This is a genomic window from Pseudomonas sp. dw_358 (assembly GCF_018449655.1).
Lineage (GTDB): Bacteria > Pseudomonadota > Gammaproteobacteria > Pseudomonadales > Pseudomonadaceae > Aquipseudomonas.
This window is the reverse complement of the sequence record NZ_JAAVUX010000029.1, coordinates 28,710-44,014: the sequence shown is the minus strand read 5'-3', so window position 1 is coordinate 44,014 and position 15,305 is coordinate 28,710. Positions and strand designations below refer to the sequence as shown.

General features: G+C 61.3%; 14 protein-coding genes. 4 read left to right on the top strand and 10 right to left on the bottom strand.

The genetic code is table 11. The features are described 5' to 3' along the window. Positions 1-229: 229 nt before the first annotated feature. Positions 230-922: a HAMP domain-containing sensor histidine kinase gene (locus HB675_RS25380; RefSeq protein ID WP_213881916.1), complete on the bottom strand. Its 693-nt coding sequence runs from the start codon at positions 920-922 to the stop codon at positions 230-232. Further along, positions 919-2,520 (bottom strand): tetratricopeptide repeat-containing response regulator, encoded by a 1,602-nt coding sequence (locus HB675_RS25375; RefSeq protein WP_256737676.1) that lies wholly within the window; start codon positions 2,518-2,520, stop codon positions 919-921. Before HB675_RS25375 ends, HB675_RS25380 begins: the two co-directional genes overlap by 4 nt. A 141-nt stretch (positions 2,521-2,661) precedes the next feature. On the opposite strand from HB675_RS25375, the gene HB675_RS25370 reads away from it, so the two are divergent. From HB675_RS25370 to HB675_RS25360, 3 genes are all read left to right on the top strand, one after another. Next, positions 2,662-3,534, top strand: coding sequence for an alpha/beta hydrolase (locus HB675_RS25370; protein WP_213881914.1), 873 nt, complete (start codon positions 2,662-2,664; stop codon positions 3,532-3,534). 290 nt (positions 3,535-3,824) lie between these two features. Continuing rightward, on the top strand, positions 3,825-5,564 hold the full coding sequence (locus HB675_RS25365; RefSeq protein WP_213881913.1) for an OPT family oligopeptide transporter: 1,740 nt from the start codon (positions 3,825-3,827) through the stop codon (positions 5,562-5,564). 61 nt (positions 5,565-5,625) lie between these two features. Beyond that, the gene (locus tag HB675_RS25360; protein ID WP_213881912.1) at positions 5,626-6,027 is read left to right on the top strand and encodes a hypothetical protein; all 402 of its coding nucleotides are present in this window, start codon (positions 5,626-5,628) and stop codon (positions 6,025-6,027) included. Positions 6,028-6,030: 3 nt separating this feature from the next. Here HB675_RS25360 and HB675_RS25355 read toward each other — a convergent pair whose 3' ends face one another. Continuing rightward, positions 6,031-7,428, bottom strand: a complete 1,398-nt coding sequence (locus HB675_RS25355) for an alginate export family protein (protein ID WP_256737675.1) — start codon at positions 7,426-7,428, stop codon at positions 6,031-6,033. Further along, a complete protein-coding gene (locus HB675_RS25350; protein WP_213881911.1) occupies positions 7,425-8,321 on the bottom strand; it encodes a glyoxalase in 897 nt (298 codons plus the stop codon). The genes HB675_RS25355 and HB675_RS25350 overlap by 4 nt, the downstream gene beginning before the upstream one ends. 306 nt (positions 8,322-8,627) lie before the next feature. Here HB675_RS25350 and HB675_RS25345 point away from each other — a divergent pair, with 306 nt between their 5' ends. Continuing rightward, on the top strand, positions 8,628-10,112 hold the full coding sequence (locus tag HB675_RS25345; RefSeq protein WP_213881910.1) for a hypothetical protein: 1,485 nt from the start codon (positions 8,628-8,630) through the stop codon (positions 10,110-10,112). A gap of 29 nt (positions 10,113-10,141) precedes the next feature. Here the strand turns inward: HB675_RS25345 and HB675_RS25340 are convergent, their stop codons facing one another. From HB675_RS25340 to HB675_RS25315, 6 genes are all read right to left on the bottom strand, one after another. After that, positions 10,142-10,609 carry a hypothetical protein gene (locus HB675_RS25340; protein WP_213881909.1) on the bottom strand — a complete coding sequence of 156 codons (468 nt, stop codon included), beginning with the start codon at positions 10,607-10,609 and terminating at the stop codon, positions 10,142-10,144. Between the two features lie 387 nt (positions 10,610-10,996). After that, the gene (locus HB675_RS25335; RefSeq protein ID WP_213881908.1) at positions 10,997-11,821 is read right to left on the bottom strand and encodes a hypothetical protein; all 825 of its coding nucleotides are present in this window, start codon (positions 11,819-11,821) and stop codon (positions 10,997-10,999) included. A 5-nt stretch (positions 11,822-11,826) separates the two neighbouring features. Further along, the gene (locus HB675_RS25330) at positions 11,827-12,240 is read right to left on the bottom strand and encodes a hypothetical protein (protein WP_213881907.1); all 414 of its coding nucleotides are present in this window, start codon (positions 12,238-12,240) and stop codon (positions 11,827-11,829) included. A gap of 511 nt (positions 12,241-12,751) precedes the next feature. After that, positions 12,752-12,913 carry a hypothetical protein gene (locus HB675_RS25325; protein WP_213881906.1) on the bottom strand — a complete coding sequence of 54 codons (162 nt, stop codon included), beginning with the start codon at positions 12,911-12,913 and terminating at the stop codon, positions 12,752-12,754. A 382-nt stretch (positions 12,914-13,295) separates the two neighbouring features. Next, entirely contained in the window at positions 13,296-14,507 is a 1,212-nt protein-coding gene (locus HB675_RS25320; RefSeq protein WP_213881905.1) for an amino acid deaminase, read from the bottom strand. A 15-nt stretch (positions 14,508-14,522) separates the two neighbouring features. Next, the gene (locus HB675_RS25315) at positions 14,523-15,287 is read right to left on the bottom strand and encodes an IclR family transcriptional regulator (RefSeq protein WP_213881904.1); all 765 of its coding nucleotides are present in this window, start codon (positions 15,285-15,287) and stop codon (positions 14,523-14,525) included. Positions 15,288-15,305 lie beyond the last annotated feature (18 nt).

Here is a 15,305-nt window from a genome sequence, read left to right as displayed (position 1 = left end):
GGCTTCCTGCCTCGCTCCCCCCACTCCCGCGCTGCTCCAGTCGGCCTGCTGAGGGTGCGGACAGTCAACATCAAAAGCCAGATCACAAGCCAGATCACAAGCCAGATCACAAGCCAGATCACAAGCCAGATCACAAGCCAGATCACAAGCCAGATCACAAGCCAGATCAACAGCAGATCGCGGGGGCGTGGGGCTGCGGCGAAGAGCTGTGTTCGGGGTCCCCATCCCCTCAAGGCAAACGCAAAACGAACTGCCCTCCCCCCAACTCGCCGCCATTGGCCAGTTCGATCCGCCCCTGCACGCCGTTGCGCTGATGCCGCTCGGCAATTCGCGCAGCGAAATACAGGCCCAGCCCGGTGCTGCCACTCACCGGGTTGATGCCCTGCACCGCATGGGATTGGAACTCGATCAGGCGCGCCGGGTAACCGGGCCCGTCGTCGTTGACGCTGAGGACCAGCTCGCCCCCCGCCTCGCCCACGCGGATCAGAATGGCCTGGCGAGCAAAGCGGATGGCATTGATCAACACATTGCCGATCACCGACCCGATCAACTCGCGGTCGAAAAACCCCAGCGGGCACAACGGGTCTACTTCATAGCGGGCGCTGATGCCACGGCTTTGCAAGACATCGGCGTGGGCTGCCAGCTGGGCCTCGATGAAGTCGTCCATCTCGTGGTAATCGGGGCGCAGGGGCAGTTGATCGACCCCCAGCTTATACAGGCCCAGCAACTGCACCATCATGCCGTTGAGGTTGGCGAACTCGTAATCGATCACCGCCCGCTCGGCACTGTGCTGCTGAGTGGGCGGCAGACGGCCGAGCCAGTCGCCGTGGGCCTGCATCACGGTGGCCAGCGAGTTTTTCATGTCATGCACGGTGGAAGCGATCACCATGGAAAAATCCAGACTCGGCTGCTCTTCATTCATGCGTCAAAGGCCCTGTTACGCAGGTTCTGGTAGCGCTCATAACGCGCATCGGTGGCCGGCAGGTTGCCCACACTGTTCAGGCAGCTCTGGCACTCTTCCAGCTTAGCTGCATCTGGCGTGGCGCCCCGCGCATGAATCAACGATTGGGCAAGGTTGAGGGCGATACTGATATTTTTCGGCTGCATGGCCAGCGCCTGGCGGAACAACGCCTGAGCTTGCGGCAAGTCGCCGCCCTTGTAACTGCGCACCCCTTGCACGTTGAGGGCCATGGCAGCCTGATGGTCGGCGGCGATGTCCGGGTCATTGGACAAGCTGACGATGCTCTGCATAACCGCCGGGTCGTCGCCGTAGATCTGCGCGCAGTTCTTGAACACGCTGGCGCTGGCATCGTCCTGGCCCAGTTGCTGCAATTGCGCCGCGAACTTCAAGGCCACGTCGGCGCTGAAGAACTGCTCCATGTCGGCCATTTTGGCGATGGCTTCCTGGGCCAGCTTGGCCGCTGCCTCAGGGTCCGAATGCTGCAGGCTGCTGGCTTTCATCAGGCTGGTGCGCGCTTGCAGGCCGGGGTTGTCACCGTGGTCCTTGGCCACGTCGCCCAGGGCCTGGTTGAGCTCGGCGCGGCTGCGCGAGTCCAGGCCGTGGTCGGGGTTCTTGTTGATCAGCGCCTGAGCGAAGCCCAGGTTGGTCTCCGGGTCCTTGAAACGCGAGTGCTTGCCTTGGGCCACGGCCTGGCGAAAGGCCTTGGAGGCACCTTCGAAATCTTCGTTGTCCAACGCCAGCTTGCCCAACAGGCCTTGGCGGCGCACGGCCAACGGCGACAAGCGCACGGCATCTTCCAGCACCCGCTGGGCGCGCTTGCTGTCACCCTGGGCCACCAGCACATCGGCCAGACCGTCGTACAGGGCGGGCATGCTCGGAAAGGCCTTGAGCGCGGTCTCGTAAATCGCCAGCGCCGGGCCGGTCTGGTTGCGCTTGAACAGCAGGCTGCCGAGCATGCGAAAGGCCCAGGGCGTCGGCCGGTCGGCAAGGATGGCCTTGAGCAAGGTTTCCAGCTCGTCGTCGCGCTTGAGGTCGCGCAGGGCGTCGGCCTTGTAACGCAGGCACAAAGGCGCGTAGCGTGGGTCCTGGCGGGTCAGGTCTTCGCAAGCTTGCAGGACCTGATCCGGCAGGCCCTTGTCCAAGGCCTTGAGAATGGGTTTGAGCAACGTCTTGCGTTGCACCAGTTTGTCCAGCCGCTGGGCCAGGCCGGCACGGTTGAACGGCTTGGTCAGGTAGGCATCGGGCTCCCATTCCAGCGCACTCATGACCATGGCCTGGCTGTTCTCTGCCGTGACCATGATGAAAATCGCCTCATGGCTCATGAGCTTGTCGCTCATCAGGTCCTCGAGCACTTGCTGGCCGTTTTTCTTGCCGTCACCCAGGTTGAAATCGTGCAGGATGAAATCGTAGCGGCGCAGCGCGCAGATTTTCAGCGCTTCTTCACCGGTATCGGCCATATCGATGTGTTTGACGCCCAGTTCACGCAGCATCGAACGCACCGAGCTGCGAAAATCGGAAAAGTCATCCACGATCAGGAATTTTTTGTCGGTGTACGCCAAGGGAAGTGACCTGTCAGGCAATTGAACGTATGAGCCCGTCGAGGCTTCGCAGTATAGAGAGCTATCGGCACTATGTTGGTTTGCTGAAGGGTTGGCAATCATGCCATTTGAATGCCTTGCGGCCGAGGTGGGGAGACTGGAATGAGCACTGCCACGCTGGATCTGTTTCCCGGTTTCGAAGCGCTCTCGGTGGATGCCGGTGGCGTACACTTTCACGGCGTCATCGGCGGTTCCGGACCGCCCGTGCTGCTGTTGCACGGTTTCCCCGAGACGCACCTGGCCTGGCGCCTGATCGCCCCGGTGCTGGCCGGCCGTCATACGGTGATTGTTCCCGACCTGCCGGGCTATGGAGCCAGCGTGACGCACAGCACGACGCCGCGCTGGGGCAAACGGCGGGTCGCCGCCGCCTTGGTGGCGCTGATGGAGGCATTGGGCCATTCGCGCTTTGCCGTGGTCGGCCATGACCGCGGCGCACGGGCCGGTTACCGGTTGGCCCTGGATCATCCCCAGCGGGTCAGCCGCTATGCCTCGCTGACCGTGATCCCGACACTGGATGCCCTGGCCACGGTGGACGCCGGCTTTGCGCTGGCCAACTACCACTGGTTTTTCATGGCCCAGCCGGGCGAGCTGCCCGAACGCCTGCTGACGGCCGACCCGGACGGCTTCATCTCGGCCTGCCTGGCAAAGATGGCCGGCGGCCTGGACCACCTCGATCCCCGCGCGGTGGCGGCTTATCTGGAGGCTTTTCGCCGGCCGTCGGTGCGCCATGCCATGTGCGAGGACTATCGCGCTGCGGTCAATGAAGACCGCGAGCAGGACGCTGTCGACCGGGCGGCTGGCAACACCCTGGCCTGCCCGGTGCTGGTGCTGTGGCCCGACAACAAGCCCTCGGCGCTGCAAGCGTGGCGCGAGTGGGCCGCAGACCTGCGCGGCGCGGCGATCAGCGGCGGGCATTTGCAGCCGGAGCAGTCGAGTGACGAGGTGCTGGCGCATCTTGAGGTCTTTTTGCATTAGACCCAGGTGCCAGACTCGCCTACACGGCCTGGAACTGCTCGCTGGCCCGGTTCACCACCCCCTCCATGAGGGAAGCAGACAGGGGCATCGACTCGCTGCTTGACGCCATGGGGCACTCCTGGCACATATCAAAGTGACATCACCGAATGCAATTCAGAGGCCAGTCAGCAAGCAGGCCATACATTTTCCTGCGAGGAAAGTTTTGTTTATTTGATAAGGGCTTAGCAGCGGAACCCTGGCGGATTCTCGAACTCCCAGACTCTAGCCTGCCCCCTGTACAGGACTTGCCCATGGACCTTGCTCAGCCCCTGCCGCCTGCGGCTAACCACCTGAAACCGCGTGAACTCAGCCCCCGCGCGCTGATGACCGGCGCCGTGCTGGGCATTTTGTTGACCCCCTCCAACGTCTACGCCGGCCTGAAGATCGGCTGGTCGTTCAACATGTCGATCATTGCCCTGCTGGTGGGTTACGCGGTCTGGCAGGGGGTGGCTGGCGGACGCAAGTCCTGGAGCCTGCTGGAAAGCAACATCAACCAGACCGTGGCTTCGGCTGCGGCTTCCATCGTGTCTGGCGGACTGGTAGCGCCGATTCCGGCCTACACCCTGCTGACCGGGCAACAGCTCGACCCCTTGCCGATGATGGCCTGGGTGTTCTCGGTGAGTTTTCTCGGCATCTGGATCGCCTGGTACCTGCGCCCTTCCCTGCTCGACGACCACGGCCTGACCTTCCCCGAGGGCATGGCCACCCTGGAGACCCTGCGTCACATCTACAGCCAGGGTCAGGAGGCTGTGACACGTCTCAAGGTCTTGCTCGGCGCGGCGCTATTGTCGGGCGTGGTGAAGTGGATCGACAGTTTCCTTTGGGCTATCCCCCGATGGGCGCCGAATGCCGCGCTGGAGCGCCTGACCTTCAGCCTTGATCCGTCACTCTTGCTCGTGGGATTTGGCGGCATCATTGGCATCCGAGTCGGGCTGACCCTGCTGCTGGGGGCCTTGCTGGCGTGGGGGGGCCTGGCACCCTGGCTGCTGGATCAGGGACTGGTGATGCTGCCACCGGGCAGCCACGGGCCGCAATTTGCCAAACTGGTGGAGTGGCTGTTGTGGCCGGGGGTCAGCCTGATGGTGTGCTCGACCCTGGCCTCCCTGGCACTGCGCCTGTGGGACCTGCGCAAGACCCTGTCGGCGCGGGGGGCCGAGGTCAAGGCCGCAAAGCCGTCGCGCCTGCCGATGCTGGGGTTCGCCATAGCCGTGGCGCTGGTGGTGGGCTTGCAGGCCGCGCTGTTTCATATCGCCATGGGCATGGCCCTGTTGAGCATCCCCCTGGCCGTGTGCCTGGCCGCCGTGGCGGCACGGGTGGTGGGCGCCACCGGCATCCCGCCCATCGGCGCCATCGGCCAGTTGTCGCAGCTGAGTTTTGGGGTGATTGCGCCCGGGCAGATCCCCATCAACCTGATGAGCGCCAACACCGCCGGTGGCGCCGCCGGGCAATGTACCGACCTGATGAACGACTTCAAGGTCGGCCTGGCCATCGGCGCGACCCCGGCCAAACAGGTGGTGGCGCAATGCATCGGCATCCTGCTGGGCAGCGTGATCGGCGTGCTGGTCTACCTGACCTTGATCCCCGACCCGCAGCACATGCTGCTCACCGAAACCTGGCCGGCGCCAGCCGTGGCCACCTGGAAAGCCGTGGCCCAGACCTTGACCCTTGGGCTGGACTCGCTGTCGCCGAGCATTCGCGTATCGATCTTGGTGGCAAGCCTGGTTGGCCTGCTGCTGGGCGTGCTCGACAGCCGCCTGCCAGCCTGCAAGGCGCGCTGGTTGCCGAGCTCGGCCGCGCTGGGCCTGGCATTCATTCTGCCGGCCTCGATCGCCTTGATGATGGGCCTGGGCGCGGTGCTGACGTGGCTGGCCAGTCGCCGCTGGCCGCAGGCGACGCAACGCTTTGCGATCACCGCGGCGGCCGGCTTGATTGCCGGCGAAAGCATCACCGGGGTGGGCGCTGCACTGTGGGAAATGCTGCGCCAGTGGTAACGCGATGCAATGGTCGCCAAGCCGTAGGCAAGTGCCCGGAGCACCGCTATGATCAGGCGCCATGACTCCGACGATTGTGCTTCGCTCACCCTGCCCGCCCGGCGCTTGCATCTGCGAGCGCGAACGCCTGTTGGACGCGCCGGACGCCGATCTGCGGATTCTCCTTCTGGACCGTCAGGAAGAAAAACGCCTGCTCGAACGTCTGGAGAACCTCGAGAGCCTGGCCCACCTCACCCGCTTGCAGCAGCTGATGTTCGAGCAACTGGGGTTGCGCGTACAGGTACAACCAGGCAGCACCGAGGTGCGGACCATGCGCGGGATTCGCATCGAGCTGGGTGAGCTGCCGGGGCTCTGTCGCAAGACCCGGCAGGCGATCCCGGCGGCGATTCGGCGGGGGTTGGAGAAGCGGCCGGAGATTGCCTACGAACTGCTCAATACCCATGACCTGTTGCGCGATGCCTGAAGTTTACCAACTGAACTTCAACTCCACCCCCAGGTAATTACTGTCATGCCCGCCGGCGTCGCGCAGCGTCTGCCCCACCTCGTAATGCACCGCCTCGATGGCCCCGGCAAGGTTGGCGTTGAACGCATAGTCGGTGCGGATCTGCCCATAGGCCCCGGTCCAGCGTTGCCCGGTTCCGGCAGTGCCGGCCACGGCGATGTTGGGCTGGGTGTACACCGCATCGTCCGTAGTCTGACGCCACAACAGGCCGACGGCGGTCTGGATGCTGAGCTTGGCGATGGGTTTGACCGTGATCGACGGTTTGACGTGAATCAGGTTGCTGTAGCCGGTGTACCCGGCCAGGGAAAAGTAGTAGCCGTTGGGAAACAGTGGGTTGAAGGTGCCCACCGTGCCGTCTCCCGCATGCCGGTCACCCGAGGCGATGTCGGTCTGCAAGCCAAGGCGCGGTGTCCACGGCAGGCTCTGGAAGGTGTAGCCCACCCGCGTACCGCCGGCCCAGGCACGGATATCCTTATTGCCCACCGACCCGGTCTGCCCCATGGCCTCGACGTCCCAGTCATAACCCAGCGCCGCACCGCCCAGGCGGGCATCGAAAACGTGGCGGGTTTCTTCACCGCTGGCGTCCAGGTAGCTGGCTTCGCTGCGCTGGTAACGGGCATAGTACGCCGACAACTCGTTGCTGCCGCCCACCAGCCGCTCGATGCGAAGCATGTTGAAGCGCACGTCGCTGTTGGACTTGTCGTCAAACGCGTGGTCGTCCTGGTACTGCACCGGGTGGCTGACGATGCCGATGAAGCGGTACTGGGTGGTCTCCCAGTCGGCCCACAGGGCATCGAACGACTGACGCACGTTCGGCCCGTCGCGCGAGGAGATGAAACGCTGCAGGTCGAAGGCAAAATCCTGACGGCCGATCCGGCTCTTGAAGGTCCCGGCGCTCAGCGGCTTGATGTACTCCAGAAACGCCAGCCGCAAGTCGGTGCGATCCTGATCGGCGCCTCCCAGGGTGGTCTTGTCGTAGGCGCGGTCATCCTCCAACTGGGTAAACAGCCGCCAGTGCTCATTGAAATGCAGGTCTGCGTGCACCTGAAAGCGCTGGATCAGGTAGTTGTCCCGGGCCACACCCCTGATGCCGAACCCGCCGGCGTCATTCATCTCCAGCCGCTCACGCAACGTCGCCCCCAATGACAGGTACGTGTAGGGGTTGCTGTCGGACAGCGACACGTACTTGAGGCTGTCCAGCGGCTCGGTGCGCAGGGCCGGGTCCTTGAGCACCGACCAGTCTTCCTGCCAGCGGTTGGCCTTGATCGCCGGGCGAGCCGGCGTGTCGTCGGCCTGCACGCTGCTGGCCAGCAACAGCGCCAGGCTGCAGCCCGAAGATGTCCACCAGCCCGGCCGCATCATTTACCGGCCAGCAGTTGGTGGATCTCCGCTACATAGCCACCGGGAAACTCCACCCACGCCGCGCTGCGCCCCTTGCTGGTGAACGGCGCGACCAGCACTGTCGCCCCGGACCCGGTTGCCTTGGCCAGGGTGGCGGTCAGATCGGGCACTTCATAGCCGGTGGTGTCATGGCCGAACGGGTACGGCAGTTGGCCGTTGCTGACCAATACCGCCATGCGCCCGAACGGCGACTCCAGGCTGACATGCCGATACGTACCCTTGGCTTGGCCGATCTCGACCCCCGGCGCGTGCTTGTCATCGGCCACGATACGGCCATGGGAAAAGCCCAGGAAAGCCTTGATAAAGGCATCCGCGCGGTCCCGTGACACATACACCCGGTTCTCCGGCACGCTCTGGAACGCCGCGTAATCCGGGGTCTTGGTATGCCAGTACAACTGCATGTTGACGCCGCCCGGCCACTGCACCACCACGTCACGGCCGATAGGGTCCGGGAAGTCGCTGACGATCACATCGGCGCCGTTGGCCCGCGCCGCCTTCACCGCGGCGTCCATGTCCTTGACCAGATACCCGTTGCGCTCGAACCCGAACGGCCGCGGGATCGGCGTGGTAAAGCCGAACAACGAGACTGTGCCGTACGGCGTCTGCAGCAGTTGCGAGGTGGTGCTGCTCGGGGTCGGCAGCACATTGACCACCACCTGCGGGGTGCTCTTGCCGCCGAAGGTGGCGGTGAAGCTTTGCACGAAACGGTCGACGTCGGCGGGCGCTACGTAGACGTGGCTGGTGTCGTATTGCGGTGCTACGGCGACTACCGGGGTGGCGGCCTGGGAAGCCGTTGCCGCCAGGCCGATGGCCAATGCCATAGCGGTCGATGCCTTCGTGAATCGGTTGCGCATGCCTGCCTCCAAAAACTGATCGGGACGTGATCGAGGGGGCAGGATAGTCGGCGTAGAGCGGTTGGGGATTGAACGGGTGTGCTATTGCCAGCCCCCCCATCAGCAAACTGGCAGCGTGGCTTAACCGGACAACTAACAACAGCAGACCTTCACTGCCCTAGAGTTGTAATACACATGCTGATACCAACTTCCGGTGAATAGCTCTGTAGGCACTCGGATCCAGTCGCTACACTCAAACGAATTGCGAGCGCATTGCTGACACTTGGAAGGCCCAGACTGCCCGCGCTCAATGCCGAGTAAACTTTCTTGAAAAAAAAATTAACGATTTTTAGCATTCTGACTCTGTTGAGTGGTCCCGCTGTGGCAGGAGAAACTGAAAAATTCGCGGCAATGATCAAGGCCAGAGAATGGCATGCAGCCGGAGAATGGATGTTCGACAAGTCATACGAAATCTCTCCAGGGCAGTTCAATCTTTCTGATGTCATAACAGCGGGCTACTTTCGCATGGCGCTCGACTATACCGAACAGCAAAGCGATCGCGGCAAGGTCCATCGCTTGCTGCTCATTGCCAGAGATACCGTAGGATTACCCCACTCCAAACGTATCAAACTTCTCGCCCGCGCCGAACAGCTCGCCCTGAATTTACAAGATCGACGGACGCTAAGCACCATTATCGCGGCCTATCAAATGCTTGACACCGAAGCGAACGCGAAACAGAAATTCATGACCTTTTTGGCTGATCCTGATGTCAACTCGACGGATCTGAGACATCTTGCTGACAGCTTCCAAACGCTTGACAAACGGATCAGTTACGGAGCCTGGGTAGCTGACGCTCTATCACTTCGATTGGCCACGGCCGAGGCCGAGTTTGATACAGTGCATGCCTACCGAACGGTCAGTCTATTGTACCGCCGCAACGGCGACCCACTGAAGGCGAAGGCAGCGCTAATGCGAGGGCTTGAGCTGGTGGAAAGCATTCAAGATGCATACTACAAAGAGTCGGCTGGCAACTCACTTGCTAAAACGGCCTTGGCATATGGCCACGTCAAACTCGCTTATCAATATGCAGATTCGAGGGTGCTGCACTCCGCCTATGCAGCCTACGCAGCCCGCACTGGGCGTACCCAAGAGGCCATCGATATAACCGCAACGCTGGGCGCCAATCTGTACGTTAATCTTAGAATCGACACCACTCGAAAAATCATTGACGAAGCGCTGACCCGTGGTGATGTGGCAACCGCTCAGACATTTCTGAAGCTACTTCCTGAGTATATGCACGATGTTGCGGCTATTTATTGGTTACGATTGGCGGACATCGAGAAAACACGTCACCGTGTCCCAGCCGCTGAAGCCGCTATCGACAAGGCGCTGGCACCTTACCTGCAAGGGCCACCCGATGCCTCACGCACCTATAACTATCCCCGTCTCTTTGTAACAGCCACCCGGCTGCTGGCAAACGGCGAGTTGGACAAGGCCAGGCAGTTGTCCGAACGGTTTGATTTTTTCATCAACACACTCGACTCTGATCGCCCCAGGGATTTCATTGAGCCTTATAGCTTGGCAGCCACATTATGCGCACATCTTGGTGACTTTGAATGTTCAACCCGGCACATCATGGCGGCCCATGGGGCACTTCAGGATAACAATGCTGATATGCCTGCAGACCCGTCCGTGGACTCAAAGCGCTCTACGGCGAAACATTATTCAGTTTTGGGAAAGGCACTGGGAGCGATGGCGATAGCCCAGGCCGGTGGAGCCCAAGCACAGATAGAGCTGGACATTGAGCAGTAAAATGCTTGCGGCTTATTCAGCCGATTGACTCAAGCTTCGTCGAGTCGCCCGTGAGCAACGACGGATTTTGTTACCTTCTGAACCACTACCCGCCAGTCAGGCAGCGTTTCGGGTGCCATTTCAACCTTGATCTTCAGTGTCAACACCGGGATCAAGAACGTCCCGGCACAGCGCGGAGCCACGGTTTCGGAACGCTCCCAGTTGCAGATGAATACCACGTCGCCCTGCTCATCATGGCTGCCCCAAAACATTGAACTGCCTCCCTTGGATAGACCTTTGTTTTCGGTGGCGCCGAACAATCCCAGGGATGGGTAAAAAGCCGCATTTTCTCTGAAGCGCTTATGACTGCTCATCAAAAAGTCATCCACCATCGCCTTCGGCCGCGATGAGCCCGACGGCGTTCTGCGCGAAAGCATCAGCTCCAAACCGCGGAACTCGGTCCCTAATCTCGAAGACTCCTCGCCCGCGGGTGCCATTGTCGGCCAGGCCAACGCCATGGACAGGACTTTCAATTTCGCCTGACACTGCTCTATCTGTGATAATTTCAGGGCGACCGGAATATCAAAATTGTTATATTCTGCCTGCCTCGAAAGATACCTTTCCCCAACCGAAACATAAGTACTTCCGAACCTTCCACAGGTGGATGTAGTGGGTCGCTGAGTAGACTTTTCTGATAGTTCATTAGTAGAAACCGACGTTGGAGAGTTCAGCGTGCCTCTCAGTATCAAGAGCATGGCCAACAACATCAATGCTACGCAATACACGGTTGACTGCCGTGCGAGCCCGCGCCCCTTCATCTATTCACCTCACTCATCGTCATAATGGTTGACATCGACTCCACGGCAAGCGGGCATTTATCCCCACCGCGCCCCAGCGCTGCCTGATCAACTTATCGGCCATGAGGGTTCCGTTTTCAGACCTTCGCGAATAATCCACCTTACGGTGTTTATCAACGTCTTCCACTCAGCTAACTTCCCCGGTGACACATGAATCTCGACAAGGCCACCTACCTCCGGGACCGAGAGTAAACCAGTGCAAAACTCGATTTCACTTGCCGGCCTGTTTCTAGGGCAGATAAATATAACATCAGCCCTGTCCCTACGCCCTCCCCAAAAGGTCGTGGTGCCGAGCTCAGAAAAATCAGTCTTTTCGGTCACTTTATAAAGATCAAGCATGGGTTCAAATCCAGCATATTCAATTTTCTGCTCGTTGCTGGCTGCGAGGGATTCTGTGAGTCTATTTTCCAGGTCCGAAAACGTGTACGCTGGAGCTGACGATATTCTGATCAGCAACCCCGAAAATTTCGAAAACTCTCGAATATACTCTTGTTGTCCAGGGTGCAACTCAGGCCATTTGAAGGCTAGCGAAAGCGATTGAATGTTCCTCTCGCAGGCCTTACGATTTTCTGGTAAACCTTCCGGCCCCACCTTGTCGTAATGCGGCCACAACACGACGTAACTCGCCGGAACAGTAAATGCTTTTCCCTGGATGCGGCCACAGATCGTCGTTGTGTCCTTGAACATTTGCGCGCGGGGCGCAGGCGGCGTAGGAAACTGGAAGTATGCCGCCCAAATACCGAGCGCAATCCATGCCATCCATAATGCAACCCACAACCCCCCGAACCACAGGATTAGCCGAACGGCCAGTCTTTTTCCCCACCTGAAGATTTTCTCAAAAAACCGATTATCCCCGGAAAAATTCTGGCTCATGAACTTCACTCCCACTCTGCCGAAAACACAAAGCTGATGGTGATCTTTCCCGATCTATCTCGGGTTTTGACCTGATAAGAGTCTGGTCCCTGCGCGCCCGGCGGAAGTGAATAGGCCACTAATAATTGTTTCTTCCCCAGCCACGCTAGACTCGGAGACTGATGCCCGTACATTCCGGGATCACAAGCAGGGAAAAACACTTCATAGCCGCCCCGACTGTATAAACCCGGAATATCTAGATCACCGGCTCCATGGAAGGCCGACACATTAATCCCTGCTGGCATCACCACAACAGAGTAATAGCAACTCAACGCAAATGACGGCCCGTCGATGGCGTCAATGACATGGGCATTGAACAGGCCATCGGGAGAGGGATAGGTCGTCACTCGAGGCCATGTGCTGCCAGGCAGCAACTTCATGAGTCCGAGCGCTAACAGAACGAGAAATCCGACCAGGCCGAACAACAACTTGAAGCATGTCACCCCGCCCCAAAAGTACCGATACCCGACAGTCATTGGATGACGTACTCCGCTTGATAGCGCCGAGAATCATCCATCGCCGAGGCACGCAGCGTTTGTGCTTTCCCCACTGGCGGCTGTGTCACAAAAACCACAAACTTGTTGGCCTCCCAAATGACCCTCGACCTGACCTCAGGACAGGATTGCGATAACACCCAATACCGCTCGCGGGCGAACACATCCGGCTCCTCGCCCCCCACCGGCGCTACCGCCACCACCTCGAAACAAAACGGCAACACCCCTGCCCACCCGCGCCTTAGAAATGAAATCGCCACATAGGCACCATCCCGACTGGGACTTACCTCAACCCCAAGGTTCTCAACCCCCCACTCCTGCCGGCAAACCCACCACCCAAAAGGCGCCGTCAGTGTTACCAAACCGACCGCGACACACACCCAGCCAAAAAGCCTGCTCACACCCCGCCTCCCTGCAACCGACGCGCGACAATGATCAAGGTCCACCTGGCCCCGGTCATGTGCATTTTCTGGCTGCTGACCCGCCCGGACCCGTAGCCCCGAAAGAGCTGGGCCAGCACTTGCACGCTAGCGCGGCCGCTGTCTGTGGAGCTGTTCATGTGTGTGCGTCCATCCACTCCGTGCTCGGACCCCCACGATAGGGGACCGGGCCAAGAGAAGATGTACGACGCGTCCGAGCGAGCTGTAGGACGTTTCCGGAAGGGTGTTTATAGGGTTGTGCGGGTCTATCCGTTTGTGGCTTTGGATGGACTTTGGATATTCAGGTAGATATTTTCGATGCGGTTGGCCGGTGGAGCGTGTGGCCTGTATCGCGGGCTCCTACGCCGGTTTGCGTGGGCGCGGGTGTGCGGGTTAACGCCTAGGTGCGCCACACCCTCTGACCCCGTAGGAGCAGACCTTGGTCGCGATGGCATCACCGCGTCCTTGGCCCCGGACCGCGTCGCCTGCATCGCGACCAAGGTCGGCTCCTGCGCCCCAGTTCTAAAAGCAGGTCTCCATCACCTCCACCACCCGCAATTCCTCATCCACGAGGCACCCCACCCGCCATTTATCGAAGGTCAGGCACGGATGCGATGTGCCGAAGGCAATGATATCCCCCACCCGCAACTCCACCCCGTCAGCAACGGTCATGAACGCATGCTGGTCCATCACGGCGGTCACCTTGCAACCACTGACATCCTGCCCCGCCGCCGGTAGCACGCCGGCGGGGTAACGCAACAGCGGTACCGGCAAGCCCGCGTCGTAGGCAACGTCGCGCTTGCCCAGGGCGATGACGGCGAAGCCCGGTTCCGGCAGGGACTGCACGTGGGCCCAGACTTCCAGGGCGGGGCGCAGGCCTTCATGGAGGTCGCTGCGGCGGTCGAGGACGCAGCACTGGGCTTCTTTGTAGAGGCCGTGGTCGTGGGCGATGTAGCTGCCCGGGCGCAGGACGCTGAGGAAGCGGCCCTGGGCGTTGTGGGTTGCGAAGGACTCGGCGATCAGGTCGTACCAGGCCGAGCCCGAGGCGGTGATGATGGGTTTGTCGAGGGCGAAGGCGCCGCTGTCCTGCAACGCCACCGCCAGGCGGACCAGGGAGCTGGCGAAGGCGCGGATGCCCGCCACGGCGTGTTCGCCATGGATGACGCCTTCGTAGCCTTCGATGCCGGTCAGGGCCAGGGCGGGCTGCGCGGCGATGGCGGCGGCCAGGGCGAGGACTTCGGCTTCGCTGCGGCAACCGCAGCGGCCGCCCACCACGCCGTACTCGATCATCACATTCAGGCGCAGGCCGCGGGAGGCGAAGTAGGCGCCGAGGTCGGCGACGTTGTCGGGGTGGTCGACCATGCAGTGGAAGTCGAAGCTCGCATCGGCCAGCAGGTCGGCGATCAGCGCCATGTTCGGCGTGCCCACCAGTTGGTTAGCCATCAATACCCGGCGCACGCCGTGGGCATAGGCGGCGTGGGTCTGGGTGGCGCTGGCCAGGGTCATGCCCCAGGCGCCGGCTTCGAGCTGGCGGCGGAACAGCGCCGGGGTCATGCTGGTCTTGCCGTGAGGCGCCAGTACGGCGCCGCTGGCGCTGACGAAGGCCTGCATCCAGCGGATGTTGTGCTCCAGCGCGTCGCGGTGCAGGACCAGCGCGGGCAGGCTGACGTCTTGGACCAGATGGGCGCCGACGGTGGCGCTGCCCTTCTCTACCGCATGATCAATGATGGGCATGAGACTCTCCGCTGATTATTCGTTGATACGCCGGGCCAGTTGGTTGGCGCTGTCGATCAGCACCCGGCGGTAATCGTCGTAGTGGGTCTTGGCATCGGCTCGGGGGGCGACGATGCACAGGGTGGCGATGGCCACGCCCTGGGGGTCGTTGACCGGCGCGGCGAAGCAATGGGTGAAGGTGTCGGCGACGCTGTCGAAGGAAAAGAAACCGTCCAGCCCGGCCTGGCGAATCTCGGCCAGAAAGGTCTCCAGCGGCAGGCGTTCGCCGCCGGGCAGGATGAAGTCGTCGGCATCGATCAGGTCAACGATGGCCTGGTCGCTCAGGTGCGCCAGCAGCAGGCGGCCCGAAGCGGTCCAGGGGATGGGCGCGTTTTCGCCGATGTCGGAGGAGATGCGAAAGTGCCGCTCGCCCTCGCGCATTAGTGCCACGGTGTACTTGCGCCCGTTCAGCAGGCACATCTGCGCGGTCTCGTGGGTCTGGCTGACGATGGCCTGCAAGGCGTGGTCGGCCTCGCGGGTCAGGTCGAAGTGGCGCAGGTGCGCCTGGCCGAGGAAATACAGCTGGCGGCCGAGGTAGACGTGGCCGTCCTTGCCGACGTTTTCCAGAATGCGCCGCTCGACCAGCGAGGCCACCAGTTCGTAGACCGTGGATTTGGGACTGCCGATGCCGCTGGCGATTTCGTTGGGGCGCAGCGGCTGGCCCACGTCCTTGAGGTGGTCGAGGATGTCGAACGCCCGGTCAAGGCCCCGGGCCCGGCGTTTGATGCTGTCATCGGTCATGGCGTGGCCTTCAAAAAA